Origin of the sequence: Streptomyces sp. NPDC049887, assembly GCF_040656535.1 — a bacterium.
Taxonomy (GTDB): domain Bacteria; phylum Actinomycetota; class Actinomycetes; order Streptomycetales; family Streptomycetaceae; genus Streptomyces.
On sequence record NZ_JBFAMM010000015.1, the window covers coordinates 65,924 to 90,229 of the forward strand.

The window sequence follows — 24,306 nt, forward strand, 5'->3', positions numbered from 1 at the left end:
CACCGACCTCGGCGCCGACTCCCTCGTCATGGCCCAGTTCTGCGCACGCGTCCGCAAACGGAACGACCTCCCCGCCGTGTCGATGAAGGACGTCTACCGCAGCCCGACCATCCGCGGCCTGGCCGCGGACCTCGACGTTCCGGAGGCCGGCCCCGGCGCCGCGGACGGCCCCGGCCGGGCCGATGCCTCCGTCGTGGCGACGTCCGGGACGACAGCGGGAACGACGCCCCCCGAGGCCGGCCCGGCGGAGGCCCCCGCCAGGGCGCGCACATGGCAGTACGTGCTGTGCGGAGCGCTGCAGTTCCTGTTCTTCCTGGGCATGTCCTTCGTCGCGGCCCTCGTCCTGGCGAGCGGATACGAGTGGATCCGGGACGGCTCGGGCGCCGTCGACGTGTATCTGCGGTCGGCCGTCTTCGCGGGCGCGGCCTTCACGGCCCTGTGCGCGCTCTCCGTGGTCGGCAAGTGGCTGCTGATCGGACGCTTCAGGCCGGGGCGGTTCCCGGTGTGGAGCCTTGGTTACCTGCGCTTCTGGTGCGTGAAGGCCCTGATTCGTACCAGCCCGATGCGCTTGTTCGTCGGCACCCCGCTCTACGTGCTGTATCTGCGGGCGCTGGGCGCGAGGATCGGCCGCGATGTCGCGATCTTCTCCCGCAACGTGCCGGTGTGCACCGACCTGCTCACGGTCGAGGACGGTTCCGTCGTCCGCAAGGACGTGTTCTTCTCCTGCTACCGGGCGCACGACGGCGTGATCGAGACCGGTCCCGTCACCCTCGGCCGCGAAGCGACGGTCAGTGAGCAGACGGTCCTCGACATCGACACGTCGATGGGCGACGGCGCCCAGCTGGGCCATGCCTCCTCGCTGCACAGCGGACAGCACGTGCCCGCGGGCGAGTCCTGGCACGGCTCCCCGGCCGAGCCGACCACCACGGACTTCCGAGCCGTCGAGTCCGCCCCGTGCGGCGGCCTGCGCAAGGTGCTCTACACGGTGGCGCAGATCCTCCTGCTGCTGGGGGTGTACCTGCCCCTGGCTCTGGGCGGTCTCGGCCTGCTGTTCGCCGTGCTGCCGCAGTTGGACGCCCTGCTCACTCCCGAGCCGGCCTTCAGCAGCCCCGGGTTCTACCTCGATGCGCTGATCGCCTCGTTCGTGGCCTTCTTCGGCGGGCTTCTGATGGCCCTGGTCACCGTGAACGCCGTGCCCCGGCTGCTTCGCCCGGTGATCCGGCCGGGCAGGGTCTACCCCCTGTTCGGGATCCACCACGGCCTGCAGCGGTCCCTCACACGGATGACCAACGTCAGGTTCTTCGTCCTGCTGTTCGGCGACAGCTCGGCCATCGTCCACTACCTGCGCGGCCTCGGATACGACCTGGGCCGGGTCGAGCAGACGGGATCCAACTTCGGCTCGCTGGTCAAGCACGACAGCCCGTACCTGAGCCGGGTCGGCACCGGAACGATGGTCGCCGACGGCCTCTCCGTCATCAACGCCGACTTCTCCAGCACGTCCTTCCGCTTCTCCCCCGCCTCCGTCGGATCGAGCAGCTTCCTCGGCAACAACATCGTCTATCCCGCGCGCAGCCGCGCCGGGGACAACTGCCTGCTGGCGACCAAGGTCATGGTGCCCATCGACGGACCGGTCCGGGAGAACGTGGGCCTGCTGGGCTCACCGAGCTTCGAGATCCCGCGCACGGTCATGCGGGACCGGCGGTTCGACCACCTCGCCACCGGGGACGAACTGCGCCGCCGCCTGGGTGCGAAGAACAGGCACAACGCGTTCACGGCGTCCCTGTACCTGCTGATGCGCTGGGTCCACTTCTACGTCGTCGCCCTCATCGTCATGGCCGCGGTCGACCTGTACCACAGCCACGGTCCGGTGCCGCTCGCGATGGCGAGCCTGATCACCCTGCTGTTCACCGTTGCCTACTACGCGTTGGTGGAACGGATCGTCACCCGCGTCCAGCCGCTGAAGCCGCTGTACTGCTCGATCTACGACCAGTCCTTCTGGCGTCACGAGCGCTTCTGGAAACTGACGACCCACCGCTACATGCAGCTCTTCAACGGCACTCCGTTCAAGAACGTCGTCTGGCGGCTGCTGGGTGTCCGCATCGGCCGGCGGGTCTTCGACGACGGCTGCTCGCTGATCGAGCGGTCCCTCGTCACCATCGGCGACGAGTGCACCCTCAACGCCGGCACGGTCATCCAGTGCCACTCCCAGGAGGACGGCGCCTTCAAGTCCGACCGGGCCTCACTGGGCGAGGGCGTGACCCTCGGCGTCGGCGCCTTCGTCCACTACGGCACCACGGTCGGCGACCACGCCCGACTCGCCGCCGACTCCTTCCTGATGAAGGGTGAGGAAGTGCCCGCGCGGGAGGGCTGGGGCGGCAACCCGGCCCGGGAGGGCGTCGCGGTGGCGAGGGTGCCCGTCTGCCGCGAGCCGGCGGACGGCCGACGAGGAGCGCTGCGGTGACGAGGCGGACACCCGCTCCGAGGTGGGCCCGCGCCCGTCACGGCCGGCGGAGCCCGGACGGGGGCGCGAACCCCGCACCGCGGTCCGTGCCGTCCTGACCCGTCCACGGACCCCACGTCCGGCGCCCCCGCCGGTTCGCCGTCGGTTCGCCGTCGGGCGTCCGCCGGCCGTTCGGGCCGGCGGACGCCCGACGGAGTCAGGGCAGGACCCGGTCGATCGCGACGGGCAGGTGTCTCGGTCCGCGCAGTACGGCGCTGCCACGGTAGGGCGGGGGGTCGGCGAGGAGGCGGGGGTTGTCGAGCCGCCGGACGAGTTCGGTGAGGGCGATCTGCGCCTCCAGACGGGCCAGCGGTGCGCCGAAGCAGCTGTGGACACCGCTGCCGAAGCCGAGGTGCTCGATGTCGGGGCGGTCGGGATCGAACACGTCCGGGTCGGTGAAACGCTTCGGGTCCCGGTTGCCCGACGCCAGGACGAGGGCGACCACCGATCCCTTCGGGATCGTCACACCCCCGATCTCGATGTCCGTCAGAGCACCCCGCCGCGGAATGATCTGCACCGGCGGCTCGAACCGCAGCAGTTCCTCGACCAGCCGGGGCGCGATCTCCGGCTCCCGGCGCAGCCGCTCCCACTGGTCCGGCCGGCGCAGCAGGGTCAGCATGCCGTTGGTGATCAGGTTTACCGTCGTCTCGTGACCGGCGATGAGCAGCAGGACGGCGGTGACCACGAGTTCCAGGCGGCTGAGCGGTCCGCCCTCCGCGTCGTGGTCCGCCGCGAGCCGGAAGAGCATGCCGCCGTCGGACCTGCCCGCGCCGTTCTCGATGAGGTCGTTGATGTAGAGGGCGAGTTCCCGTCGTGTCTCGGCGCCCTCCCGCAGCCGGACCGACGGGTCCTCGCCCGGCCGCGGGTCGATCGAGGCGACCAGCTTGTCGGCCCAGGTGCGGAATTTCGGCTCATCCTCGTGCGGCACCCCCAGGAGCCGGCAGATGACGGTCACGGGGAACGGATAGGAGAACTCATCCACCACGTCGACCTCTCCCCCCGCGGGGAAGGCGTCGATCAGCTCCCTGACGGTGGCCTCCATCTCCCCGCGCATGTCCTGGATCCGGTGCGGCGAGTGCGGCGGCCCGAACTGACGCATCGCCAGACCGCGGACCCGGTCGTGCTCCGGGGGATCCATACCGATGAAACTGGGCGGGAACTGTCCCCCGGACGCCTCCTCCTGGTCCGCGTGCGTGGAGGTGAGACGCGGATCGTGGAGCAGAGCCAGCAACTCGTGGTAGGTGCTCACGGCATAGCTGCCGTCCTCCTGCCGGGACACCGGCGTCCTGCGGAGCTCCGCGTACAGGGGATACGGATCAGCCCGGCTCCCGTAGTCGAGAATCTGCCGCATCAGGGTTTCGCCGCCCATGCCGGTCTCTCCTCCCACTCAGCCACCACGCCCGACGTCGGACCATCCGGCATTCTGACCACGATCGCGAACCGTCCTGCCGTCCCTGGGCGAAACCCGCGCAGCACATCGCCTGACCGGCTCACACGGCGTGGGGATCGGGTCCGGCGCCGGCCGGCGGCCGCCCTCGCCGCCCACGCCCTCGCCGCCCACGCCCCGGCCGCCGCGCGGCACGAGCGGCCGGGAACCGCTGGACCGGGGCACAGCACGGACACCCGACAGGCCGCTGCCGCCGGATCCGCCGGGCCGTGTGTCATCCTCGGGGCAGGTCCGTGACCTGCCCGGCCTCCCGGCCCCACCCGGCCTTCCGGTCCGGACGGGCCGTCACACCGCACGGACACGGGGATGTCCGTGCACCCTCGTACGACGAAGACGGCGGAAGGCGGTGCCTGTGGCGTTCGGTGAGGTCGTGTTCTTCGCGGTGGTGATCGCCCTGTCGCCGTTCACCCTCATCCCCGCCCTCTTCATGCAGTTCACCCAGCGGCCCCGGGCCACCAGCAGCGCCTTCCTGACCGGCTGGGTCATCGGCATCGTCGTGCCGGCGGCCGCGTGTGCCGCGCTGGCCTCCGTGGTCCAGCGTCCGGAGGAGGGGAACGGCTGGGTCGCCTGGGCCAGGGTCGTGCTCGGCTCGCTCCTGATCCTCTTCGGCCTCCGTCAATGGCTGACCAGACACGGCAGGCCCGCACCGGGCTGGATGCGCCTCCTCGCCGACGCGAGCCCGCCCAGGGCGTTCCGGCTCGGACTGCTGCTGTCGCTGGCCAACCCGAAGATCCTGCTGCTGTCCGCCGCCGCCGGTCTCACGGTCGGGGCGGCCGGGGCCGTCACCACGAGCGGCGTGACGGCCCTCGCGGTGTTCACCGTGTGCGCCGCCAGCACCGTGGCGCTGCCCGTGGTGCTCCATCTGCTCCTGGGCGAACGGGTCCTCATCCCGTTGATGAGGGTCAGACGGTGGCTGGAGAGCCGGGCCGCCGGAGTGATGGCGGTGGTGATCGCGGCCATCGGTGTCCTCGTCCTCTTCGAGGGCATCGTCAGGCTCTGAGTTCCGAGGAGTCATCAGGCTCCGGATCACCGGGCTCTGGATCGCCGGCCTCTGGACCGCCGGCCTCTGGACCGCCGGCCTCTGGACCGCCGGCCTCTGGATCGCCGGGCTCCGAGCTCCGCCCGGGCGGCCGGCGGTGGTCCGCGTGTCCCGTCCGGCACTCCACACCCGCCGCCGCCGCGTCGTCGATCACCTCCGTCGAGAACGGGGTCTCACCCTCGGCGCCGACCGCCACCGCCCAGTAATGTCCCTTGCCGGCGACGACACCCGTAGCCGCGCGTGGGCCGTACCGCTCCCGGGCCGGCCCACGCTCCGAGGGAGGGGACTCATGACGACTGTGGCCGGCCGGCCCGCCGCGGGATCCATAGCGGCACGCCTCGAACGTCTTCCGCACTCCCGCTGGCATGTCAAGGTCCGTTTCCTGATCGGTGCCGTCACCTTCTTCGAGGCGTTCGACCAGCTGCTCGCCGCCTCCGCGCTCCCCGTCCTGATGGAGGAATGGCACCTGACGACCGGGCAGGCCACCCTGGCCGTGACCGCAGGCTCCGTCGGCATGCTCTTCGGCGCTCTGGTCGCCGGATGGGCTGGGGACGCCATCGGCCGGGTGCGAACGGTCGCGGTGGGCGTCGCCGTCACCGCGCTCGCCGGCCTCGCCGTCGCGCTGTCCACGGGGATCGAGCTCTTCGCGCTCTTCCGCTTCGCCCAGGGCCTGGGCATCGGCGGTGTCGTCCCGGTCGCCGCCACCTACATCAACGAGATCGCACGGTCGGACAAGCGTGGCCGGTTCGTCCTGCTCTACGAGATGATCTTCCCCGCCGGGCTCGCGGTCGCGACCCTGGTCGCCGTGTGGGTCGTGCCCAACCTCGGCTGGCGGGCGATGTTCCTGATCGGCGCGCTTCCCGTGCTGCTCGCCGCCGTGCTGCCCCGCCACGTCGCCGAGTCACCGCGCTGGCTGCTGGCGCGCGGACGGACCGAGGAGGCCGAGCGGGTCGTCGCGGCGATCGAGGCGGAGGTCGTCCGCTCCACCCGGGCGCCGCTGCCCGAACCCGCCTCCGTGGAGAAGGAGGAGAGCGCCCGGGGGAGGCTGAGCGAGCTGTTCACCGGGCGGTACCTGAGGCGCACGACGGTCGTCTCGGCCCTGTGGTTCGTCGCGTACTACGTCAACCACGGAATCTCCACCTGGCTGCCGTCCCTCTACACCAGGAAATTCGGTCTCGATCTGGCGACGGCTCTCGGCTACACCCTGCTCAGCAATGTGACCGGGCTCCTCGGCACCCTGCTCGTCGCGCTGCTGATCGACCGGATCGGCCGCCGGCCGGCGCTGGTGACCGCACTCGCCGGCAGCGCGCTCGCACTGACCACGCTCGCGTTGACCGGAGCCGCCTCCGGCGGCCGGGTGGCGCTCTTCGCGTCCTGTACGACGTTCTTCGTCTACGCCGTCAACTGCGGGCTCTACCTCTACTCCCCCGAGCTGTACCCGACGCGGAACCGGGCGAAGGGAGCGGCCTTCGGCGGGCTGTGGAACCGGCTGGGCGTCATCCTGGGCCCGATCGTCGTCGGCGCGGTCCTGGGCGCCGGCGGCAGCCTGACGCTGGTCTTCGCCCAGTTCGCGGCCGTGGCGGTGGTGGGCACGGTCGTCGCCTGCTTCGCGGTCGAGACGAAGGGCAGGACGCTGGAGGAGCTCAACGCCTGACCGGGCACTGACGATCCACCCGCCTCCTTCCGCCTTCCTCGCAGGTGAGGTCCCCGGAAGCGATTCACCTGCGCGCAAATATTTGCCGCAGAACAACAATGCATGAGCGGCAACCGACAGGGAAGGCGTCCGGAGCCAGCCCAGTGCCTTCGTGAGGAGTGCCAGCTCATGACGACGCCCGCCACCCACCTGGATCCCGCTTCTCCTGCCGGAGCGCCGGGCCCCGGTCCGAGGGGCAGCGGCTTCGCCGGACTTCCCCCCGTCGGCCGTCCCACCGAGATCTCGCCCGAGGACGCCCGGGAACTGACCCGCCTGTTCCTTGAACGACTGCGCGAGTTGGAGGAGGGCACGCGGGAGCACCAGTACGTCCGCAACACCCTGATCGAGATGAACCTCTCCCTGGTCAGGTTCGTGGCCAACCGCTTCCGCAACCGCGGCGAGGGAGAGATGGAGGACATCGTGCAGGTCGGGACGGTCGGGCTGATCAAGGCCATCGACCGGTTCGACCTCAGCCGGGAGGTCGCCTTCACCTCCTTCGCCATCCCCTACGTCCAGGGCGAGATCATGAGGTACTTCCGCGACACGTCCTGGGCCGTGCACGTGCCGCGCCGCCTCCAGGAACTGCGCGTCGAACTCGCCAGGGCCAGGGAGCGGCTCGTCGCCGAACTGGACCGCGATCCCAGTGTGGAGGACCTCGCCGAACACCTCGGGCGCACGAAGGACGAGGTCGTCGAGGGAATGGTGGCCGCCGCCGGATACCGGGCCGGCTCGCTGGACACCCCGAACACCGACAGCGACGACGAGCACGCGACCCTGGCCGGCGGCCGGTACCTGCCGGACCGGATCGGCGTCGACGACCCCGGCATGCAGCTCGTGGAGAACATCCGCGCACTGGTGCCGCACATGGCCGAACTCGACGACCGCGAGCGCACCATCCTCGAGCTCCGGTTCGGCTGCGAGATGACGCAGGCCCGGATAGGCGCCGAGCTGGGCATCTCCCAGATGCACGTGTCACGGCTACTGGCCGCCACCCTGGCCAAGCTGCGTACGCACATGATCGCCGACGGATGACCGGGGCGGCCGGGGCCCTCCTCGTCCCGCGCCGGCCCGTCCCTCCCGGTCACGCGCCCACGGGTCGCACGGGGCCGCTGCGTCTCGTGCGGATCCGGCAGAACGCTGAAGCCGGCGCGACCGCGAGGACGCGCCGGCACCCGAGCCGCCGTCAGGTCGCCGTCGGGTCGCCGTCAGACCGCCGGCACGGGCGCGGCCGGCTCCTCCGCCTCCGTCAGCAGCTCCATGAGCGTCGCCCGGGCACGGGCCACGCGGGAGCGCACCGTACCGACCGGGCAGTCGCTGAGCTCGGCCGCCTCCGCGTAGGGCAGCCCCAGCATCTGGGTGAGGACGAACGCCTCCCGCTGCTCCTGCGGCAGGCCCGCCAGCAGTTCGTGCAGCGCGACGCCCTCGTCGAAGCCGGGCAGGTCGCTCGGCTGGGCACGTTCGACGGCGAGCTGCCAGTCCGGTACGTCGTGCAGTCCGGGCCTCGCGGCCGCGTACCGGTAGCTGTCGATCACCGCGCGGCGGGCGATGGACAGGAGCCAGGCACGGGCCGAGCACCTTCCTTCGAACCGGTGCAGGCTGCCGAGCGCACGCAGGTAAGTGTCCTGTGCCAGGTCGTCGGCCGACTGGCGATCGCCGCACAGATGGGCGACGTAGCGCAGGACGTCGCGGTGCAGGGCGCGGAAGAAGCGATCCACGGCGTCGGCGTCACCGGCGCGGGCGGCGAGCGCCCAGGAGGTGATCGACTCGTCGGCCGATGGCGCCCTCTCCGTCGCGTCGCCTGAAGCGGGCTGGGCAGAAGAGATCACCAGGTGTCCTTCTCGGGTCGTCCGGGTCCGGGACCGGGGCCCGAGGCCGCAGGGTCCGCCACCCGGTGCGTGGGGGGTGCGGCCGTACGGCGCAGGGGGTGTCCCACCACGCGCCGCGCACGGCCGTGCCCGAGGGGCACTCGGGCCGCCTCGGGATTCCGGCTGTCGTCAGGCGACAGCGGACCCCACGGGCGGCCCTCGGGAGACGATCGCGTGGACCAGTGGGAGGAGCCGCGACGCACGGGGAGGGCGGCGTCGGCCGCGCAGCCGCGGGCGGTGCGGCGGAGCAGGCCGCGAGAGCAGCAGCCTCATCGGCGCGGTCAGCCATCCGGCGACGGCTCGGAGGATGCGGAACGCGGCCCGCTCCCCGTGGGCGAGCCACAGCCCCGTCAGCAGCGCCGCCAGCAGGTGGGCGGCGAGCATGCCCCAGGACGAGGAGTCTCCGGGCAGCGCATCCAGATGGTGCAGGTGGTGTGCACCCCCCATGTCGACCACGTGGACCACGTCGCCGACGAGGGATGTGTGCCCACACCCCATGTGCCCTGCGCACTCAAGAGATGAGCCGTGCCCATGCCCCATCGCCATACCGTGTGTGGCGCCGGCATGGGTCTGCCCCATGCCGCTGGATCCCGTGTGGTGGTGCCCCTGGTGGGCGGGTGCGGCGCGGCCTGCGGTGCCGGCCCCGGACCGTGCGAGGGAGAAGACCGTGTGCAGTGCCGTCTGGACGGCGACCACCACGGCCACGACCGACGGCAGTCCCCGCTCACGGCCCGCCAGTGCCCAGCCCAGTCCGCCTGTTGCGACGAACCCGCCGGCCGGCGTCCACCAGGGCATGGACTCCCCGGACATCATCATGTGACCGAGGGCGGCGAGCAGCACGCACACAGCCGCGAAGACCACGGCCCGTACCGCACGAGAGCACCACCCGGCAGTCATGGCGCCTCATCCTCGCATCCTGACGTTCGTCGTCGTGCACGGGTACGCACCGGGCCCCGGTCACCGACTCGGACCGAATCAACTGATCCAGAACACAGCTGCGGGAGTCGGAACGCGTCCGCATCGACGAATAGCACGGGGAGTCGGCGTCCGGGCAGACCGCCGCGCCCGCCGCCGCGGGGCACCCACCGTCCGGCGCACCGGGTGCGCGGGCACGGGTGGGCGCGACCGGAGGCGGACCGGCGTGCACCGACCGGAAGGACCGGCTCGCGGCACCCCGAGGGACCGTCAGGTGCCCGGTCCACGAGGAGGGCGACTCACCCCCGGCGGCGGAGGGAGGGTGCCCCGGGGAGGCCAAGGCCGTTCGGGCTTCGGCCGGGTGCCGTGTCGGCACGGACGGCGGACCGGCCGACGCGTCGCCCTCGCCCGGCCCCGCGTCGTACGGCCCGTCGAGTGCGGTGGTCACCGGGCGTTCCGCGTCCCGCCGCGCGTCCTCGGCGCCCGCGTCCGGCGCTCGGCGCCCCCTTCCTCCGGCCACTCGGGCGGCTCGGAGAGTGCGGCCGTGCAGCCGGCGTCCTTCACCGCGGCGACGAGTGCGGTGACTTCGGTCCCCGGCGGATAACTCACCGGGCGATGCACGTCGCCAGGTCACGGCCGCCGTGACGCCGTCGAGTCGGCCGAGCCGCTTCTCGACCCGCCGCACGCAGGCCGCGCAGGTCGTTCCCCCACGGTCAGTCGGTGGTGACGAGCATCCCCGCTCCGGCGCCCGTCAGTCGCGCTCTCAGTGGCCGTGGCCGGTGCCGTGGTCGGCTCCGTCGTCCTCCACCGGCCCGCCGGGCGAGGTGGAGTGCATACCCGGCGCCACGGGTCCCACCAGGGCTCCGACCGAGTAGGAACCCGCGAAGACCACGGCGAGCAGCAGCAGGAAGCCGCACAGTGCGGGCGGCGGCGCCACCTTGCGGAGCGCCGAGAGCACCGAGAGCGCGGGGGTGGCGCCGTGCGCCGCCTCTCGGGAATCGTCCATGGCCGGGTCTCCCTCGTCGAGTGCGTACGGTCCGGTCGCGCGCGGCTCCGGACCTCCGTTCGGCCCGGTTCGCCGTACGGTCCAGATGTCGTACGTGTGGGAGGTGGGGTTCCGGCCCTCATGTGTGACTCGCCTCACACACCCCCGCCCGCCGCGGACCGGTCGCCCGGGCCGTCGATCATTCCGCCGGTGTGCCCACCCGCAGCCGGTTGCCGTCGGGGTCGCGGAGCTCCACCTCGCGCGCCCAGGGAGCGGTGGTCACCGGGACTCCGAACTCGTCCGCGACGGTGTCGACGTCCCGTACCCGCAGATACACCAGCGTGCCGGGGCGGGCATCGCCGACGTGCTCGGAGAGGAACAGCCGCACCGGACCCCTCGCGATCTCGACGAAGGCCGGGAGCCCCGGTTCGAACCGGTGCTCCCACTGCTTCACGAATCCGAGCCGCCGGTACCAGGAGAGCGCGGCGTCGGCATCGGCCACCCGCAGCACGGGGACCGCCTCTTCGTCCCCCGCCCCCGCCCTTCGCGCCGCGTCGGGCACGGACGGCGTCCGGTCCTGCGACCGAGCCTCGGCCGCGTGCGTGGACGGACCGCCGTCGTCCACCGCTTCGTCGACGCTGCGCAGAAGGTACGTGTCCATGATCCAGCCGTGCCGCTCGCGTGCTTCGGCACGAAGCCGCTGGATGCGTCCGGCGACGTCCGGCAGACGGCCGGACACGAGGAGTTCGTCGGGCGTTCCGAGGTAGGCGCCCCAGTAGATCCACACGTCGTCGCCCTCGACGCCGGTGAACGCCTCCTGGGCGTCGAGCATCACGACTGTGTCGCCGTCGTCGAGACCCACCTCGGGCAGTCTGCGCGCGGGAGTGATGCGGACCGGACGACCGACCCGGTTGAGCGTGGTGCGGTGCCGCGCCGCCAGGGTGGACACACTGCTGACCCCCGGGACGACCTCGATGTCGAAGGCGACCGCGCCCCGCGCCTCGATCTCGGACAGGATGCCGAGGGTGCTGTCGTACAGGGCGGGATCGCCCCACACCAGGAAGGCACCGGTCCGTCCCGGGGCCAACTCGTCCCGGATCAGGCGCTCGTAGACATCCGCGCGCCGGCCGCGCCAGTCGTGGACCGCCGCCGTGTACTCGCTCCGGCCGCTCTGCGTCCGGTCGCGCCACGGGTCGTCCGCTTCGACGACGCGGTACGGCGCACGGGCGTGTTCGTCGAGCATCCGGCGCCGCAGATCGGTGAGCGCGGACTTCTCCGGCCCCTTCCCGAGGAGGAAGAAGACGTCGGCGCGGCGCATGGCCTTCAGCGCCGCGAGCGTCAGCTGGTCCGGGTCACCGGCGCCGATGCCGATGACGAGGAGGTGGCGGTGGTCCGTGCTCATGCGTACCGGCTTTCCGGGCGGGTTGGGGGTGGACGGACGTAACGCCGCGCGGAGCGCGCTCCGCGGCCGGCGCGCCGGCCGGCGGTGGGGGGCACCGGTGGCCGCTCCTCCGTGCACGCGGTCATGCCTCCCGGGCACCGCAGCGAACACGACGTGGACCAGCCGGTGTCGGAAGCGTACGCCTTCGGCGGGGCCGGCCCGCAGCCGCAGCGGGCTCGGCCGTCGTCGCCCGTGCGGCGCGGCTCCTCATCGCCGACGGTCGGCGTGGTCCGGCGGCGGTCAGGGCCGTGAGGTGCCGCCGTCGGCCTGGACCGCGTCGGCGACGGCCTCCGCCGCGGCCTCCGCCGCCCGCGCCGCGTCGTCGGCGGCCCTCCGGTCGGCCGCGCCGTCGGAGGAATCCTCCCGGGTCGCCGGGGATCGGGGCAGTACCTCGCCGAAGGCGCGGGACACACCCTGGAGCGCGGAGGTGACCTCACCGGGAATGACCCAGAACGTGCTGCCGGGTCCCTGAGCGAGCTGGGGCAGCACTTGCAGGTACTGGTAGGCGAGCAGTTTGGGGTCCGGATCGTTGCGGTGCACGGCCTGGAACACCTCGTCGATGGCCCGGGACTGGCCCTCCGCCTTCAGGATCTCGGCGGTGCGGTTGCCCTCCGCCCGGAGGACGGCGGACTGCTTCTCACCCTCCGCGGTGAGGATCTGGGCCTGGCGCTGCCCCTCGGCCCCGAGGATCGCGGCCCGCTTGTCCCGCTCGGCCCGCATCTGCTTCTCCATCGCGTCCTTGATGGACTGCGGAGGGTCGATGGCCTTGATCTCCACGCGGTTGACCCTCAGCCCCCACTTCCCGGTGGCCTCGTCCAGCACGCCGCGCAACTGGTTGTTGATGGTGTCCCGCGAGGTGAGGGTCTGCTCCAGGTCCATCGACCCCACCACGTTGCGCAACGTCGTGACGGTGAGCTGCTCGACGGCCTGCAGATAGTTCGCGATCTCGTAGGCGGCGGCACGCGGATCGGTCACCTGGAAGTACACGACGGTGTCGATCTCGACGACCAGGTTGTCCTCCGTGATGACGGGCTGCGGCTGGAAGGAGACGACCTGTTCCCTGAGGTCGATCACCGGGTAGACCCGGTCGACGTAGGGGATGACGACGTTGAGTCCCGGCTGCAGCGTGCGGTGGTAGCGGCCGAGCCGCTCCACGTTGCGCGCACGCGCCTGGGGGACGACGCGCACCGCGTGGACGACGGTGAAGACCGCCAGGAGCGCGGCGATCACGCCGACGAGGAGGAGTGCCGTGCCTTCCATGATTCACTCCCGGGGGTAGACGACTGCGGTGGCGCCGCTGATCTCCATGACGTCCACGGCCGTTCCCGGAGGGATCACCAGCGACTCGTCGTAGGCACGGGCCGTCCACTCCTCACCGCCGATGCGGACCCGGCCGCCCGTGCCCGTCACCTCGGAGACGACCCGGGCGGTGCTGCCGACCAGAGCGTCGACGCCGAACCGCTCGCGCCGAGGTGTGAGCGCGCGCCGCACACGGGGGCGCACGAACACCACGCTGACCACGGCGACGACGGTGAAGACCAGGAACTGGAGGGGCAGCGGCGCTCCCGCCGCGGCGCATGCCGCGGTGATCAGCGCGGCCCCGCCCAGCATGCCCAGTGCGACGGTCAGCGTGACGATCTCCGCGGCGATCAGCACCGCGGCGATGATCAGCCAGATCGCCCAGAGGTCCATCTCGCCCCTCCTGACTGACGCATCCCGACTCACGCAGGTGCTCGGGGACCCTGGCCGATGTCCCGGCCTCCTCCCGCGGGGGCCCGGGGGCGCCGGCCGGGAGGTGACCGCCGGAGGGTCACCCCTTACATCTCGTATCTACCCATACCAAAAACGCAGAAATCGCATGATTTACACCTTTCGCCGTGAGCGCTCGGCGCCGGAGAGCGAGGACCGCGCATCGGGCATCGCGCATCGGGCATCGGGAGCAGGGCGCCGGAAGTCGCGGGGAGTTCACACCGCACGGCTGTCCCCGGTCGCCTCCCCGCCGTCGGGCCTCACGGTCCCGGGTCGGCGTACCGGTACCGCACCTTCCCCGCGGCGAGCGGCGGCCGTCATGGCCCCGGTACGCCAACCGTCCCGTCGGCGTACGAGCCGTCGTCGGGGCCGTGCGGACCGTGGCGGTGCACCGGACCGTGCGGGTCCGCGCAGTGCCCGGCCGCACCCGGCGCGCCGGCCGGGGCGCCGACCTGGAGCAGGGTCTCCGGTCGGTGGTCCACCTGGAGGGTGGTGTGGGTGATGCCGAAGTCACGGCGCAGCAGGTCCTCGAGGTCCCGGCGCACGGCATGGCAGTCGCCGCCGGGTTCGACGAGCACATGCGCGGACAGGGCCGGCTCCTGGGACGTGATCTGCCAGATGTGCAGGTCGTGGATCTCCCGCACTCCCCGCTGCGCCGCCAGTCGCTCACCGAGCCGGTCGGGATCGACATGGGCGGGCGCCGCCTCAAGGAAGATCCGTCCCGAGTCGCGGAGCAGCCCGTAGCCGGCCCTGAACATCAGGGCGACGACGACGAGCGTCGCCATGCCGTCGGCGCGTGCGAACCCCGTGGTGAGAACGACGAGGGCCGCGACCGCGGTGCCGATGAACGCGAACAGGTCGTTCAGGATGTGCTGGTAGGCGCCCTCGACGTTCAGCGAGGAGCGGTTGGCACGGGAGATGCACCAGGTGGCGGCGACATTGACCGCGATCCCCGCGAGGGCGGTGACGAGCATCAGCCCGCCCCTGACCTCCGGAGGATCGATGAGCCGCTCGACGGCCTCGACCGAGAGCCAGGCGCCCAGCAGCATCAGGGAGAGGCCGTTCACCTGGGCGGAGAGGATCTCCACCCGCTTCAGGCCGTAGGTGTAGCCGCCCTTTGCCGGCCGCTTGGCCATCCGCATCGCCACGAGCGCGAGGACGATGGCGACGGCGTCGGTCAGCATGTGGGCGGCATCCGAGATCAGGGCCAGGGACTTCGCCACCACGCCGATGACGACCTCGACCGACATGAAGCCCACGATCAGGGCGAGTGCGATCGAGAGCCACCGCTTGTCCGAGTCGCCCGTCACCCCGTGATCGTGGCCGTGGCCGTGTGCACCGCCGTGACCGTGATCGTGACCCCTGCCCATCGATTCCCCCTGACCTGTGAAACACCCGCTATCCGGTTCGCAGTGAAACGCACGGAGCGAGTTCACGCAAAGGCTGCAACGAATGTGGTAATCGCTGCCGACAACAGGCCCATGACCTGGCATTTCACATGCAGAACCAGGGGTTCCTCAATGAATCGACATTCGTTGTCGCATTCGTCGCGTGAACGCACCCTCCCGGGGCGGCACCGGGATCCGACTGCCCCCGGTCGTCCGTCCGCCCACCGCCGACGAGCGGGGCCGACGCGACGGCGAACCTCCTTCGTCAGCCGGACGACCAGCGGTCCGGGCCCGGCGCCGCATCGGGGAATCACGGTCGGCGGCTCCGCTTCACCCGGAGAACAAAGCCGGCGGTCCCCGGGTCGGGCAGAGCGCCTGCCGATCGGGACCCGACGCGCCCCGCGCCTGCCGACCGGCCACACGATGGTTCATGATGGGCGGGCCATGCACTCGCCGCACACGGACCCGCCTCCCCCACTGCCCGCCGTGCGGACGGCCGTGTTCGCCCCCGCGGGCGGCGGGCTCGGACTCGCCACCCGCCCCCCTCGCGGCCGTTGGGCCACGCGTCCCGGCGGCGGACGCCGCGGCGCTGGCCGCGCACCTCGCCGTGGGGCTGGTGCACGGCCGGCGGCGGCGAACCCTTCCGCGGGCCATCGCCGTCGCCTCGCGGCCCAAGGCGGCACTCATCCACCACGATCCGAAGGACGCCATGACCCGTACCCCCGCGAGCATCAGCCGCGCATGCCTCTGCCTCGCCACCGCCGCCGGTGCCGTACTGCTGGGCGCCGGCCCGGCGGCCGCGCACGTCGAAGTCGAGGCCGACAGGGCACAGGCCCTCGCCGAGAACGTCACGCTCACCTTCAACGCCGAGTCGGAGTCCGACAAGGCCGGGATCACGTCCCTGCGGGTCGTCCTCCCCAAGGGGATCGCCCCCGCCGACGTCACGTACGAGGACGGTCCCGAGGGCTGGACGTTCGGCACCTCGGCCGACGGCTACACGGTCAAGGGGCCCGCCGTCGCCGTCGGGGCAGACGCCGAGTACTCCGTGCGCGTCCGGCAGTTGCCCGACGCCAGGGAGCTCGCCTTCAAGACGCTCCAGGGCTACGGCGACGGACGCGTCGACCGCTGGATCGAACTCGGCGCCTCAAGCGACCACGGCCACGGCCACGGCAACTCCGCACCCGTGCTGAAGCTCGAGGCGGCCGCGCCCGGCGCCACCGTGAAGAGCCCCGCGCCCACCGCCTCGCCGACGCCCGCTACGAGCGCCGCGGCGCGCCCCGCCCCCGAGGCGTCCCCGGCGAGCACTCCGGCCGCGGGTGCGGCGGTGGAGAGCGGCGGTTTGTCGGCCGCCGGCTGGACCGCGATCGCCGCGGCCGCAGTGGCCGTGGTCGCCGCGCTGGCGTTCCTGCTCCGGCGGCGCTCGCGCGCGAGCTGAGGGACGGGTACCGCGGGTGGTGCCGCTCCCGCCCGAGCCGACGGACGGAAATCGCGGGTGCGGTCCGGGGCGGCCGGAGGCACGAGGAAGCAGGGGCCGGCTCCGGACCACCGGCCCGGGGGCACGCCTGCCTCAGCCGTGTTCCCCTCCGTCACGGAACCGCACGCCCCTCATTCGTCCGAGCCCGCACCCGGCCGCAGCTCGGGGTGTTCCTCCGCCAGCCGGTCCGGCGCCGCCTGTCTCCAGGAGTCGACGAGGATGTCGCGCAGTTCGGCCAGGCCCTCCAGCGCACCGAGCCGCACCCGGACCCAGGACGAACTCGCCTCGTGCGGTGGTACCCAGAACTTCTCCGGTTCCGCGGCGATCAGTTCGGTCCGCTCGTGCTTCGGGCAGCGCACGGCGAACGACGTCTGATCGTCGGGGATCGTGATGTACATCTTTCCGGCCACCCGGAACGTGGGCATGCTCCATGCTTCCTTCTCCACCGTTCCAGGGAGCGACATCGCGATACGGCGGATCTCCTCGGCCTCGATCATGTCCCCCACCGTAGACGGCTCCTCTGACACACCCCCGCGAGCCGACGGAGCCGACGCCGACGTCACGGTACGCCGGGCGGCGAAGAGCCGTTGCCGCGACGTTCGCCCCGGTCGGACGCTCGCGGCGGGGACGCTCGCCCCGCCGCTGTGGCGCTGCCCGTACCGTGCTCCTGATCCGCTGCCGCGCCTCGTCGGCGGGGACTTCGTGGGTGAGCGTCCACCGGGCCCGCGCAGCGCTGTGCGAGAGGCGTCCAGGGCGCCGCTTCCGGGAGCCCGCACTTTCCGGGGGATCGGGAATCGAGGTGGTGACGGCCACCCCGACTCCCATGCCGTGCGACCCCTCCTCCGCGGACTCACTCAGAATTCGAAGACGGCCGCACCCTCGGCGCTCTTGACGCATTCGTTGGCGAAGGTGTGCTCATAACTCACCCGCTTGCCCTGCCAGATGCCCTTGGCGGTCACCGTGACGGGGTTGTACTCCCTGGTGCAGATGCGCGGCTGCCCGCGGCTGATCTGGCCCAGACTGCCGAACTCGCCCTTCACCCGCGCGAGGGCGGCACAGGCGCCGTCCGAGGCCGGGTGCGTACCGGTGGTGCCGGGCGCGCAGGTGAGGATGACCGCACGCTCCGGGCTTGTCGCGGTGCTCTGCCCGTGTGCCGTGGTCAGGACCAGCGCCGAGGGCGCGTACAGCGAGGCGGGCGCGCCGTGCGCGACACCGGCCGTCGACCCCAGCAGTGCAAAGGCGAGGGTGGCACCGCCTGCTGCCCGTCGAACGGTCTTTCGCATGGTGCTCGCTCCTTCCGTGGGTGAACTCTCCCGGGTGAAACCGAAGAATGCTGCGGCACCGGGTCGGCCTTCTCGAGCCGACCGGGCCTCCGTGTCAACGGCACGACCACCCCGTTCGTTTCGGTCGGCTCCCTTCTTCGACCACTGACCGGGACCCCGCGGAGAATCCGAGAAGGCGCCACGGGCCCGGTGCAAGATCTCCGCCGCACGGGGAAGGGTCCTGCTGTGGACGGGTTCGAGCAGAGCGGGGAGACGCCGGTGTCCGCGGGTACCTGTCTGCTGACCGTCGTCAGCCCGCGCAGGGACGAGGGCAACAGCCCGACCGGGATCGTCGGCCGGTGCCTTGCCCGGCAACTGCTCGCCCTGGGGCGGCCAGTGAGGGTGGTGGCCGAGCCGGACCAGTGCGGTGGCTGGCCCGACACGGTCGACGTCGTGGAAGGGTCCGTCACCCGGCCGCTGGAGTGTGCCCGGGCCTTCGACGGTGTCGAGGCCGTTTTCCTCGCCGGTGCCCTTCCGTCAACGGTCCGGGACGCACTCGCTCTGGCCCGAGCCGCCCGCACCGGCAGAGTCGTCCTCCTGTCGTCCCACGGTCCCGAGTACGAGAAGGCCCATCCGCCTGAGACCTGGTTCTGGCTGGCGGTCGAGCAGGCTGTGGAGCGCTCGGGCATCGCCTGGACGCACATCCGGCCGTCGGCCGTGATGGGTGCCGTCGTCGAGGGCACCTACCCGGCGACGGGGTCGGACTGGCCCGACAGCGTCCGCTCCGACGGGACGGTCAGGGAGGCCTTCCTCGACCGGGGCCACTACCCCTTCATCCATGAGGAGGACCTCGCCGCCGTCGTGGCCGCAGCCCTGATCCGCAGTGACTACACCGGGACGGTCATCGAGGCCGTGGGTCAACCGCTGAGCACGCGTTCACGTGTCCGCAGCATCGCGACCGCCCTCGGCCGGGACATCGACACGGTCGATCTGACGGCGGACGAGAGCCGGGCGATCTGGCGTCGCCGTGGCTGGCCGGACGGTGCGATCGACGTGACGCTGTACGCACTCGAGGAGTACGGCACCCGCTTCGCCGAGCTCGTCCAGTGGACGGTCGCCCAGCGACCGTCCGTGCAGGACATCATCGGCCGCCCGCCGCGCACCTATGACGACTGGGTGCGCGAGAACATCGACGTGTTTCGCTGACCTCGGCGTGCGGAGCGCGATTCCCCGCTCGGCGACCGCCGCGGCCGGGCGATCAGCAACGTCGCGGTGGGAGTACACCGCCGTGGAGGCCCGCGACCTCGCTCCGCTCCCGGCGGACGTCGACCACAACCTGGCCGCCGCGCTGCCACGCGAGGCACCACGCCCGCTCCTGCGTCCCACCCGGCCGGCGCATGTGGTGTCGCGCAGCACTCCTCCGTCTTCCTCCAGGGGCAGTGGCATCGCCCGGCGAGTCAGCCCCTGGCGGGTAGCCGCGCCGCCCGCCCGGCCTCGACGGCACACCGGCCACGGAGCGGTCAGGCCACGGGCGGGCGGCGTCCAGGACGCGCGGAGTCACGGATCGCCGCGGTCCGCCCGGCCTCCCGCCACGGGAGCGCGGCTGACCCGGATCTTCGACTGGCCGTGCGGACGCTTCTCCCAGTCCTCCATGAAGCGGGCCTGCAGGCCGTGTCCGCGCGCCAGGGCGATGAGCGTTTCGGTGCGGTAGTAGAAGTCCTCGCGCAGCACCTGGTGTTCGGCTCCCTCGGTGCGGTCGAAGGTGAAGTCGAAGAACCCGGTGTCCGTCAGCACTCGGCCGACGTGTGCCAGGCACTCCTCGATGACCTCCGGCGGCGAGTGGGAGAAGACGCTGTGCGCGTGGACGACGTCGAAGTGGTCGCTGGGCAGGAAGTCCAGGGTGAGGTCGCCGACGAGGGTCAGATGGGGAAGCTTGTCCTGGAGCCGGCGCTCGGTCAGGGTCTTCTCGGCGGCGATCAGGATGTCGGGCGAGATGTCGATGCCGTAGTAGTTGCCGGTGCCGAGATGCTCGATGAAACGCCAGCCGGCGCGCAGATTGCCGCAGCCGATGTCGAGCATCCGGTGTTCGGGGCGCAGCCCGTGCTCGAGGAGGTAGTCGAACTGCATCTGCCCGAGCGCGAGCCAGCGTGCGTGACTCTGGCTGCCGACCGCGGCCTCGGGGTTTCGACGGGTGTCCGAGGCCATCACGGCCCGGTAGTAGCCGACGTGGTCGGGATGTTTCAGGCGCAGCCAGAGGTCCCGGACGGCGCGGCGGAGGTACGGGACGACGCGGCCGGGATGGCGCAGGGCGTATCCGGCCTTGTGGGTGAGGGCGGCCCGGTTGCTGCGCAGCTTCTTCGGTGACGTGGCGTCGGCGGGCATGGTGGAGGGACCTCCGTGCAAAGGCGCCGTTCGGGGGTGCGGTGGGGACGGCGGACGCCCCTGCGCACCGGCACAACGGTACGCCGGTCGGACGCCGCCGGGTGGGACCGGCGTCGTATGCGGCAGGGTGATACGGCGCCGCGACGGCCCAGCCCCTCTCCGCCACCGCCACCCGGACCGGCACCACCCGCACCTCGTCGAAGGCATAGGTGGCGGCGACGAAGTCCGCGATCCCGCGAGAGGGGGCCAGCAGGAGACGCTCCCCACCACCTCGCTCGATCATGACGTCAGCGAACGCCCCGAACGGCGACCGCACCCAGTGCCCCACCACCAGGCGAACGCCCGACCGGGTACCGATCCCCGCAATCCAGCCCTCGAACCTGAGTCGCACGCCGTTCGTTCCCTTCCGAGCGCCGCAGCGCCCTGCCGAGCCTCTCCGGAGGGGGACCCGGCGGGCATCACCCCCGAGGCACGCAGGAAGCGCAACGCCTGCCCGGTCCACCCCTTTCCATTGCGCCCCGCACGCGGGTGGCGCAGGCGCGGGCCACCCCACCAGGCATATATCCGATATATCCGACCCTACGACGGTCGGACGTTCACGTCTGGTACGCACCGGCCTGCGCCCGCTCCGCCGCTGGCGGCGTGCGGTCCGGCCGTCCCGGCCGATCGCGGTGCCCGGCTGCGGAGTTCGCCGGGCACCGCGGTCCAGACCGACGCGGTGCTGGGCGCACAGCCCCGCCCGCACCGGGCCCGTCGCGGTGACGGGCCCGCCGCGGGCCGTCCTTCAGCAGCCCCCACCGCCCCCGCAGCTGCTCGACGACGAGGCGTCGCAACTCCCACCGGCCGTCCACGAGCCCGACGCGGCCAGCCAGGTCGACGCCCCCGCGCTCCCCGCACCGACGCCCCTGCCGGCCCGGCCCGGCCGCCGGGCGGCGGCAAGCGCCGAGGCGCGACTCGCCCGACCCGCCCACCCGATCACGCCGACCAGCACGACAGCAGCGGCCACCACGGCAACAACGACTCCCATGACCTCACCTTTCCCGTCCCCCCAAGCGAGGATGACCGATGTGAGGACGTGATCCCCGAACACTCCCGGGATCAAAACGGAGTTGAGGTAGATCAGAGGTTCGGTGCCCGAGCGGCACGGGCCGCTGCCGACGTCTCCGCGGCCACGCATCCCGCAGCGGCCGCGGCGCCTCGGCGCGGGTCCACCGGTTCGTGGCGCGTGCGGTGGCCCCCGGACGCCGCCGGGATCAGACCGCGGCCGCGCAGGCACGCCGGCCGGTTCGACGGACATGCGCGGAAGACGCCGCACGCGTCCGTCGGCATGTCGCGGGTGCGGTGCGGGTGATCGTGGCGTGTCCGGGCCGGCGGGAGTCCGGGTCCGTGCCACGGTGACGGCATCGGCGACGCGAGGCTCGCCCGCCCTGCGCGAATCGGAGGATTCATCGTGAAGACCCTGGTCTCGGCTGTGTCAGCCGCACTGTCGGCCGCCGTCCTGTGGGGACCCGCCGTCCCCGCCCAGGCGGCGGACGCCCCCTCGTCCGACCCGGCGGAAAGGCAGTCCCCGGGGCGGCCGTACTACCCGAACGTCGACTGGATCGTGTGTGAGATCAACAAGGAACGCGTGGCCAGGGGCCTGCCCGGTCTGCGCGTCTCCGACCGGGCGAGCGAGGTGGGACGTTCGCACGCCAGGGACATGGCGGCCATGGGGCGGCTGACCTCCGTGGGCAGCGACGGTCGCGACCTGCGGACCCGGATGTCCGACGCGGGCCTGTACTCCGGCCTGATCTCCGAGACCATGGCGTACGGCTACACCCACGACGGGTACTTCGCGGACAGGGCGACGGACCCGGCCCCCGGGAACGCGGTGCACAAGGCACTGATGAACCGCGGCATCGTGGCCGTCGGCATCGGATACGACCGCCGCTACTGGGACGTGAACCTTCTCGGCGCACATCGCAAGCTGGTGACCAGGGCTCCCGCCGGATGCGGGGTCAACACGACTGCGTCGAGGTCGCTGCCGGCGCCGACCGCCGCCGACTCGACCGGATCATGGAGCGGTCCGGTGCTGGCCCGAGGCACCCGGTAGCGCACCGAAGGGCCCCCGTCCCTGTACGGCTGAACGGCCCGGCCGCCCGGAACACGGGCAGGGGCTCGCGCCGGCGCTCCCGGGACGCCTGCCGTGTGCCCCTGACCGGGCGACGGCCGCTCGCTTGTTCGAGTCGCCTCGTCCCGGCAGGGTCATCCGGGCTTCTCCCGTGCCGCACCCCGGGCGGCCGTGTGCAGAGCCCTCAACGCCAGCACCAGGACGCCGATGTCGTCGACGTACACGGGGTCGGGCAGCAGGTCGACGGGAGACACGGTGTAGAGCACGGCCGCCCAGAACAGGGCCTTGTCCCTGACCGGCACGCCGGCGTCGACGAGCGCTCTGCGGGCCCTGACCACACGCAGCAGCAGCCACCCCGCGCCGACGGCCGTGGCGAGGGTGATCGCGCCGAGGACCCACCAGAGGGCGCTGCCGTCCATGAGCTTCCTTCTACCCCGGCCGGCGGCGGTGAGTCGCCGGGGATCCGAACGGCCTCCGGACGGACGGCGCCGGGTCACGAGCACCGGCCCCGTCCGGGACGGACCCCACCCGGCGATGGGCCGGTGCACCGGCGGGCGATCCGGAGCAGGGCCGGGGGACGGAGCCTCCGCGGCAGCCCTCGTGGAGCGGCACCCTGCGCAGGCCCGGCAGCCGCCACGGCGTGGCAGGGGGCCTGTCGGACCGCCACTCTCGCCGACGTTGCCGTTGACCGGCAGTCTTTACGTATCCTTGACGCCCGGGGCCCGCTCCGTGCCGGCGTCTCGCCACCGGCACCCGGAGCCGCCGGCACCCGGACCTCGACGGCGGGCGAAAGCGCCGGAAGCCGGGAAACGGGAGAGCGCATGGCGGACCGGACTGCGCCCGAGTACTACGTGGCGGGGTACGACGAGATCCTGATCGCGGCCTGCGCGACGGGACGCAGGCTCGGCCGGGACGAGCTCGAGTCGCTCCGGTTCCAGGGCGAGCGCGCCGCCGAGGCGGGCATCGGCATGCGGGCACTGGTACGGGTCCTGCTCGGTGCCGCGCGAACGGTGCGCGCGACGCTCGCGCCCGACGCGGCCGACCATCTCCTCGCCGCCGTCGAGCAGGCGGTCGACGCCTTCGGGGAGGGCCACGAGCGCGCGCAGCGGCTCGCCGTGCGCCAGGAGGAGGCGGCGCGGCGCGAGTTCATCGACGATCTGCTCTACGGGCGAAGCGACCTGGGGCGCATGGCCGAGCGCGCGGAGCGATTCGGGCTGCTCCTCTCCCACGCGCACGCCGTCGCCGCCGCGCAGGGCACGGAGCCGTTCGGCGACGGCTCGCCCGCGACCCGGCGGATCGAGTCCGCGCTGCTGGCCCGCTTCGGCGACCGCCGCATCCTGCTCACCACCAAGGACGGGCGGCTGATCTGCATCGCCCCGGGGGACCAGTCGGACGTCCTCGCCTTCTTCGCCAAACAGGCCTACGCGGCCGCGGAGGGCGGCCGCGTGGCCATCGGGCGCGCCCATCCGGGCGCGGGCGGAGTCGTCCACTCGTACGAGGAGGCGCTGAACGCCCTGGACCTGGCGGAGCGCCTGAGTCTGGAGGATCCCGTGCTCCGGGCCGCGGATCTGCTGGTGTATCCCGTGCTCACCCGCGACCGGCAGGCGATGACCGATCTCGTGGAGAGCGTCCTCGGTCCGCTGCGGGACGCCCGCGGCGGCGCCAGGCCACTGATCGGGACGCTCGCCGCCTACTTCGACAGCGGCTGCGTCGCGGCCGAGGCGGCGCGGCGTCTGTCGCTCAGCGTGCGGGCCATGACGTACCGGCTTGAACGCATCCACAAGCTGACGGGCGCCGATCCGGCGGACCCCGTGCACCGCTACACGCTCCAGACGGCCGTCATCGGCGCACGTTTCCTCGACTGGCCCGAGCGGGAGGCGTGAGCCGCCGCGGGACGCGGCGCTTCACCGGCCTGGCCAGGACGGTTCCGGGCCGGCCGACCCGCTTCATACGGCATGGGAACCCGGCACGGAAGGCCCGGCGCGCGGATTTTGCCGCCCCTTTCCCTGGCCGTCACTGCCCGGAACCGGCAACCTCCGCGACGGAACTCTGCCGG

The 24,306-nt window shown here is 72.4% G+C and carries 20 protein-coding genes and 2 pseudogenes; 8 read left to right on the forward strand and 14 right to left on the reverse strand.

All coding sequences use genetic code 11. From position 1 onward, the window contains the following. Positions 1-2,461: Pls/PosA family non-ribosomal peptide synthetase (locus AB0J10_RS19695; protein ID WP_363063217.1), on the forward strand; the 2,461-nt coding region annotated here is incomplete at its 5' end. Between the two features lie 196 nt (positions 2,462-2,657). Here AB0J10_RS19695 and AB0J10_RS19700 read toward each other — a convergent pair. Beyond that, on the reverse strand, positions 2,658-3,869 hold the full coding sequence (locus AB0J10_RS19700) for a cytochrome P450 (RefSeq protein ID WP_363063219.1): 1,212 nt from the start codon (positions 3,867-3,869) through the stop codon (positions 2,658-2,660). A gap of 430 nt (positions 3,870-4,299) precedes the next feature. On the opposite strand from AB0J10_RS19700, the gene AB0J10_RS19705 reads away from it, so the two are divergent. The 3 genes from AB0J10_RS19705 (at position 4,300) to AB0J10_RS19715 (ending at position 7,711) form a co-directional block, all read left to right on the forward strand. Further along, the gene (locus tag AB0J10_RS19705; RefSeq protein ID WP_363063221.1) at positions 4,300-4,947 is read left to right on the forward strand and encodes a GAP family protein; all 648 of its coding nucleotides are present in this window, start codon (positions 4,300-4,302) and stop codon (positions 4,945-4,947) included. Positions 4,948-5,275: 328 nt separating this feature from the next. Further along, positions 5,276-6,640 (forward strand): MFS transporter, encoded by a 1,365-nt coding sequence (locus tag AB0J10_RS19710; protein WP_363063223.1) that lies wholly within the window; start codon positions 5,276-5,278, stop codon positions 6,638-6,640. A 168-nt stretch (positions 6,641-6,808) separates the two neighbouring features. Continuing rightward, positions 6,809-7,711 (forward strand): SigB/SigF/SigG family RNA polymerase sigma factor, encoded by a 903-nt coding sequence (locus tag AB0J10_RS19715; protein ID WP_363063225.1) that lies wholly within the window; start codon positions 6,809-6,811, stop codon positions 7,709-7,711. Between the two features lie 173 nt (positions 7,712-7,884). Here the strand turns inward: AB0J10_RS19715 and AB0J10_RS19720 are convergent, their stop codons facing one another. From AB0J10_RS19720 to AB0J10_RS19755, 8 genes and pseudogenes are all read right to left on the reverse strand, one after another. Beyond that, positions 7,885-8,505: a sigma-70 family RNA polymerase sigma factor gene (locus AB0J10_RS19720; RefSeq protein WP_363063227.1), complete on the reverse strand. Its 621-nt coding sequence runs from the start codon at positions 8,503-8,505 to the stop codon at positions 7,885-7,887. A gap of 168 nt (positions 8,506-8,673) precedes the next feature. Further along, positions 8,674-9,441, reverse strand: a complete 768-nt coding sequence (locus AB0J10_RS19725) for a hypothetical protein (protein WP_363063229.1) — start codon at positions 9,439-9,441, stop codon at positions 8,674-8,676. 781 nt (positions 9,442-10,222) lie between these two features. After that, positions 10,223-10,465, reverse strand: a complete 243-nt coding sequence (locus tag AB0J10_RS19730; protein ID WP_363063231.1) for a hypothetical protein — start codon at positions 10,463-10,465, stop codon at positions 10,223-10,225. Positions 10,466-10,643: 178 nt separating this feature from the next. After that, positions 10,644-11,105, reverse strand: a complete 462-nt coding sequence (locus AB0J10_RS19735; protein ID WP_363063391.1) for a glyoxalase superfamily protein — start codon at positions 11,103-11,105, stop codon at positions 10,644-10,646. Then, a pseudogene (gene cobF / locus AB0J10_RS19740) lies at positions 11,085-11,846 on the reverse strand (precorrin-6A synthase (deacetylating)); the annotation flags it as partial. The gene AB0J10_RS19735 and the pseudogene cobF, both read right to left, overlap by 21 nt. A gap of 279 nt (positions 11,847-12,125) precedes the next feature. Continuing rightward, complete coding sequence (locus AB0J10_RS19745; RefSeq protein ID WP_363063233.1) at positions 12,126-13,145, reverse strand: SPFH domain-containing protein; 1,020 nt, start codon at positions 13,143-13,145, stop codon at positions 12,126-12,128. 3 nt (positions 13,146-13,148) lie between these two features. Beyond that, the gene (locus AB0J10_RS19750) at positions 13,149-13,577 is read right to left on the reverse strand and encodes an NfeD family protein (protein ID WP_363063235.1); all 429 of its coding nucleotides are present in this window, start codon (positions 13,575-13,577) and stop codon (positions 13,149-13,151) included. A gap of 374 nt (positions 13,578-13,951) precedes the next feature. Beyond that, complete coding sequence (locus tag AB0J10_RS19755; protein ID WP_363063237.1) at positions 13,952-15,004, reverse strand: cation diffusion facilitator family transporter; 1,053 nt, start codon at positions 15,002-15,004, stop codon at positions 13,952-13,954. A 727-nt stretch (positions 15,005-15,731) separates the two neighbouring features. Here AB0J10_RS19755 and AB0J10_RS19760 point away from each other — a divergent pair. Then, complete coding sequence (locus AB0J10_RS19760; RefSeq protein WP_363063239.1) at positions 15,732-16,457, forward strand: DUF1775 domain-containing protein; 726 nt, start codon at positions 15,732-15,734, stop codon at positions 16,455-16,457. A 170-nt stretch (positions 16,458-16,627) separates the two neighbouring features. Here the strand turns inward: AB0J10_RS19760 and AB0J10_RS19765 are convergent, their stop codons facing one another. Then, the gene (locus AB0J10_RS19765; RefSeq protein ID WP_363063241.1) at positions 16,628-16,993 is read right to left on the reverse strand and encodes an MmcQ/YjbR family DNA-binding protein; all 366 of its coding nucleotides are present in this window, start codon (positions 16,991-16,993) and stop codon (positions 16,628-16,630) included. 357 nt (positions 16,994-17,350) lie between these two features. Then, complete coding sequence (locus AB0J10_RS19770; protein WP_363063243.1) at positions 17,351-17,779, reverse strand: subtilase-type protease inhibitor; 429 nt, start codon at positions 17,777-17,779, stop codon at positions 17,351-17,353. Between the two features lie 225 nt (positions 17,780-18,004). Between AB0J10_RS19770 and AB0J10_RS19775 the strand changes: the two genes are divergently transcribed. Next, the gene (locus AB0J10_RS19775) at positions 18,005-18,964 is read left to right on the forward strand and encodes an NAD(P)H-binding protein (protein WP_363063245.1); all 960 of its coding nucleotides are present in this window, start codon (positions 18,005-18,007) and stop codon (positions 18,962-18,964) included. A gap of 351 nt (positions 18,965-19,315) precedes the next feature. Here the strand turns inward: AB0J10_RS19775 and AB0J10_RS19780 are convergent, their stop codons facing one another. Together AB0J10_RS19780 and AB0J10_RS19785 are read right to left on the reverse strand one after the other, a co-directional pair. Further along, complete coding sequence (locus AB0J10_RS19780; RefSeq protein WP_363063247.1) at positions 19,316-20,140, reverse strand: class I SAM-dependent methyltransferase; 825 nt, start codon at positions 20,138-20,140, stop codon at positions 19,316-19,318. A gap of 160 nt (positions 20,141-20,300) precedes the next feature. After that, a pseudogene (locus tag AB0J10_RS19785) lies at positions 20,301-20,531 on the reverse strand (hypothetical protein); the annotation flags it as partial. 1,059 nt (positions 20,532-21,590) lie between these two features. On the opposite strand from AB0J10_RS19785, the gene AB0J10_RS19790 reads away from it, so the two are divergent. Beyond that, positions 21,591-22,232, forward strand: coding sequence for a CAP domain-containing protein (locus tag AB0J10_RS19790; protein WP_363063249.1), 642 nt, complete (start codon positions 21,591-21,593; stop codon positions 22,230-22,232). Positions 22,233-22,384: 152 nt separating this feature from the next. Here AB0J10_RS19790 and AB0J10_RS19795 read toward each other — a convergent pair whose 3' ends face one another. Beyond that, positions 22,385-22,669 (reverse strand): YkvA family protein, encoded by a 285-nt coding sequence (locus tag AB0J10_RS19795; RefSeq protein ID WP_363063251.1) that lies wholly within the window; start codon positions 22,667-22,669, stop codon positions 22,385-22,387. Positions 22,670-23,071: 402 nt separating this feature from the next. On the opposite strand from AB0J10_RS19795, the gene AB0J10_RS19800 reads away from it, so the two are divergent. Next, a complete protein-coding gene (locus tag AB0J10_RS19800; RefSeq protein WP_363063253.1) occupies positions 23,072-24,133 on the forward strand; it encodes a helix-turn-helix domain-containing protein in 1,062 nt (353 codons plus the stop codon). The last annotated feature ends 173 nt before the right edge of the window (positions 24,134-24,306 follow it).

Bases quoted from the DNA above. Each gene is read 5' to 3' on its own strand.
- AB0J10_RS19770 (WP_363063243.1), bottom strand. From the start codon at position 17,779: ATGCGAAAGACCGTTCGACGGGCAGCAGGCGGTGCCACCCTCGCCTTT.
- AB0J10_RS19765 (WP_363063241.1), bottom strand. From the start codon at position 16,993: ATGATCGAGGCCGAGGAGATCCGCCGTATCGCGATGTCGCTCCCTGGA.
- AB0J10_RS19735 (WP_363063391.1), bottom strand. From the start codon at position 11,105: ATGGACACGTACCTTCTGCGCAGCGTCGACGAAGCGGTGGACGACGGC.
- AB0J10_RS19730 (WP_363063231.1), bottom strand. From the start codon at position 10,465: ATGGACGATTCCCGAGAGGCGGCGCACGGCGCCACCCCCGCGCTCTCG.
- AB0J10_RS19800 (WP_363063253.1), top strand. From the start codon at position 23,072: ATGGCGGACCGGACTGCGCCCGAGTACTACGTGGCGGGGTACGACGAG.
- AB0J10_RS19750 (WP_363063235.1), bottom strand. From the start codon at position 13,577: ATGGACCTCTGGGCGATCTGGCTGATCATCGCCGCGGTGCTGATCGCC.
- AB0J10_RS19780 (WP_363063247.1), bottom strand. From the start codon at position 20,140: ATGCCCGCCGACGCCACGTCACCGAAGAAGCTGCGCAGCAACCGGGCC.
- AB0J10_RS19715 (WP_363063225.1), top strand. From the start codon at position 6,809: ATGACGACGCCCGCCACCCACCTGGATCCCGCTTCTCCTGCCGGAGCG.
- AB0J10_RS19795 (WP_363063251.1), bottom strand. From the start codon at position 22,669: ATGGACGGCAGCGCCCTCTGGTGGGTCCTCGGCGCGATCACCCTCGCC.
- AB0J10_RS19725 (WP_363063229.1), bottom strand. From the start codon at position 9,441: ATGACTGCCGGGTGGTGCTCTCGTGCGGTACGGGCCGTGGTCTTCGCG.
- AB0J10_RS19710 (WP_363063223.1), top strand. From the start codon at position 5,276: ATGACGACTGTGGCCGGCCGGCCCGCCGCGGGATCCATAGCGGCACGC.
- AB0J10_RS19745 (WP_363063233.1), bottom strand. From the start codon at position 13,145: ATGGAAGGCACGGCACTCCTCCTCGTCGGCGTGATCGCCGCGCTCCTG.
- AB0J10_RS19760 (WP_363063239.1), top strand. From the start codon at position 15,732: ATGACCCGTACCCCCGCGAGCATCAGCCGCGCATGCCTCTGCCTCGCC.
- AB0J10_RS19755 (WP_363063237.1), bottom strand. From the start codon at position 15,004: ATGGGCAGGGGTCACGATCACGGTCACGGCGGTGCACACGGCCACGGC.
- AB0J10_RS19700 (WP_363063219.1), bottom strand. From the start codon at position 3,869: ATGGGCGGCGAAACCCTGATGCGGCAGATTCTCGACTACGGGAGCCGG.